At 42.3% G+C, this 3,036-nt stretch carries 2 protein-coding genes; both read right to left on the reverse strand.

The window, feature by feature from the left end:
• Positions 1 to 343 precede the first annotated feature (343 nt).
• Positions 344 to 1,309 carry a glycosyltransferase family 2 protein gene (locus tag F6K20_RS31690; RefSeq protein ID WP_008189076.1) on the reverse strand — a complete coding sequence of 322 codons (966 nt, stop codon included), beginning with the start codon at positions 1,307 to 1,309 and terminating at the stop codon, positions 344 to 346.
• 543 nt (positions 1,310 to 1,852) lie between these two features.
• A partial coding sequence (locus tag F6K20_RS31695) for a carotenoid oxygenase family protein (protein WP_287297396.1) occupies positions 1,853 to 3,036 on the reverse strand: 1,184 nt, incomplete at its 5' end.

A 3,036-nucleotide genomic window follows, 5' to 3' on the forward strand; every position in this document is an offset into this window, starting at 1 on the left:
TCTCAAGGAGCTTTACCAGCCCCATAGGAGAAAAAATCGACTTCCTCAGATTCACCCGTTGACAAAGAGTTGGAAGACCTCCGCAAACAAATTGATAATCTGTAGTCAGATCAAATCCGGTTAATCACTTTGGTTTCACTGAAATTGTTAATTGTTAATGGTTAAGGGTTAATTGGTAATTGTTAATTGGTTATTAGCTAATTGCTTACTAGCTAATTGGTTACTAGCCAATTTTCGATTTTTAAGTTTTAGTTGACTAATTAATCACTTTGTGTTAAGGAAAATGGTTAATGGTTAATGGTTACTAGCCAATTTTCCATTAACTCATGATTCAAGTTGCCAATTAAAGCGGTAACTGGTGGTATAATTCTGGAGAGTATCCTAGAGTCTTTCTCAGTAACAGCAACTTCCAAGCAATCGGTGAGAAAGCAATCGGTGAAAAACACTCAGGAAACAATAACTTAGCGGCACTGATCAACTTACCTCGTTTAAGAGCTACTAAGCCCCAATGTAATCTCAGATAAGCGCCCAGCTCCCACAGTAATGGGAGTTTACCTTGATATTTTTCACTGACTAGTTCATAGATTTTTTGCTTAATCGAAATATGAGTCTTCAGACGTTTCTGGAACGAAAATTTTTGATTATAAGCACCAGACCAAACCGTCCGGTAAGCTAGGCACTTATTGATAAATATAGCATCCCCAAACTGGGCGATTCTAATCCAGGAATCAATATCATCAAAGTTGGTATCTAAGCTAGAATCCCAACCACCGGAACTGAGAAACCCATCACGGGAGAAAGCGACTTGCGCTGGGGTGCCAAACGGTACCATTTCCAGAAGCATTCCATAATGAATGTCTTCTTGGGCAATATATAACCTTGGCGGTGAACCTACTCGCCGTGTTATACTTAGTTCTACTCCTAAGGTATTTACTTGAGCCGATTGGCAAGAGCAAATCACTGCTTTCGGATGTAATGCGATCGCATTAGCCATTTCTTCAATGCAGTTCTTGGCTAAGTAGTCATCATCATCCAACAGCTTGATCCAATCACCAGTTGCCAACTCTACCCCTTGATTTACCGCTTTCGAGTGGCCCATATTATCGGAATTTCGGTGATAAACCAAGCTATGCTCACCAGCACGTGCCAACGCTTCACTGCGCTCTTGGACATAACCTTCAGTCCCATCAGACGAACCGTTGTCAACGATAACAATTTCACAGGGAAACGTCTGAGCAAGCGCGCTTTCAATTGCACGCTTGAGTAGATCTAGACGATTATAAGTCGTGATGACAACGCTGAATTTCATCTGGCACCCTCCAGGAAAATTCTGTTATTAGCTTAGCTTTAACCATCAAAGCTCCAACCTGATAATTTCCCTGAAAGCTTTATAACTAATAAGTTTAGCGTCATTATATCCCCATGTTGTTTAAAAGTTTCTAGTTAAAGTTTAAACTCTCAACCTGTAACCTTCAACCCACTAACCTTCAACCTTCAACCTTCAACCTGTAACCTTCAACCCACTAACCTTCAACCTTCAACCTTCAACCTTCAACCCACTAACCTTCAACCTTCAACCTTCAACCTGTAACCTTCAACCCACTAACCTTCAACCTTCAACCTTCAACCTGTAACCTTCAACCCACTAACCTTCAACCTTCAACCTTCAACCTGTAACCTTCAACCCACTAACCTTCAACCTTCAACCTTCAACCTGTAACCTTCAACCCACTAACCTTCAACCTTCAACCTTCAACCTGTAACCTTCAACCCACTAACCTTCAACCTTCAACCTTCAACCTGTAACCTTCAACCCACTAACCTTCAACCTGTAACCTTCAACCTTCAACCTTCAACCTGTAACCTTCAACCCCAGTCCCAGCAACTCAGAACTCCAGCTACCGTGTAAACCGTAAGGGATATGATGCTTCAAGTGCAGTCGTGCGACTGGTCCGCTAGTTAAATCACGACCATCTAATATGACTAGATCCGATCGGTGATGACTAGCATCATATACTAAGGTCAATACCCAACCATCATCTTCTCGTTCAGCATTGGGTCGTGGCACAAACATTGGTTCATTTACAAAACCCTTAGGGGCAGCACTCCAGAATTGTTGTGTCTTTGTTTCCATATCTATTTTTAGAATCCCTTGTAATGGAGCATTACGGGTGGGATGATCAGCAGCTCCGATAAATAAGTAGCGATAGGGATTTCCGACATGATTAGGGTGAATGCTAGGAAACTCGCAACAGCGCTCTTCTAATAACTTACTCCCTACGGTTTTGTCAGTTAAGTTTAAACTAAAGCGCCAGAGTTGCCCTGGTGCGTTCGCATTAAAATCAACCTTCCGGAAATCACTACCTACGTCTACTGCTGGTAATGACTCGTAGCAAATAGAATCGACATAAATCTTGCCATCTTCCTCAAAAGCATTAGCGTGATGGAAGATAAAGCCCGATTGGGTTTCTAGGATTTTGACTTCCTCTGTATTCTGTTTACGAGGAATCACTATAATCCGCGTCGGTTGTTCAGGCTGATATGCCAAACACTCACCAGCTCCTCGGTATCCCAACAGGAACGGAAAGGGATTATAGCTAACAGGATTTTGGAAGAAAATACAGTAGTTTGGGGTAATCGCAAAATCGTGGATAAAGGCAAAACCAGGAACACTATAACTCTGACGTCGTAATAGTTTACCGGTCGGGTCCAATTCGTAAATGGTAATTTTGGTAGACAGACCTGGCTGAATCGCGAAATTTACCAGACAAGGTTGACCACCATCAAGCTTACTACTAGGGTCAATCCAAGGATGAGCAGCAAAGGATTCACCTCCTGCTAATATTCCATCCAAGTTATCTTCACCCAAGGTTTCAAGAGTATGGGGGTCTAGACCGTAAGGTTTAGCGGCTTCCCATAAGGCTAAGAGCTTGCCACCCCAGTAGATCACATTGGTATTAGCAATATTTTTAAGTTTGATATCAAATAGATTGGCTAACCAACCCCCAGGCTTCTGAGTGCCAAACACTCCTCGAT

The organism is Moorena sp. SIO2C4 (assembly GCF_010672485.1).
Taxonomy (GTDB): Bacteria; Cyanobacteriota; Cyanobacteriia; order Cyanobacteriales; family Coleofasciculaceae; genus Moorena; species Moorena producens.

What these genes read in the sequence shown, in the direction of transcription:
- F6K20_RS31690 (WP_008189076.1), bottom strand. Translation starts at nt 1,309, where the DNA reads ATGAAATTCAGCGTTGTCATCACGACTTATAATCGTCTAGATCTACTC.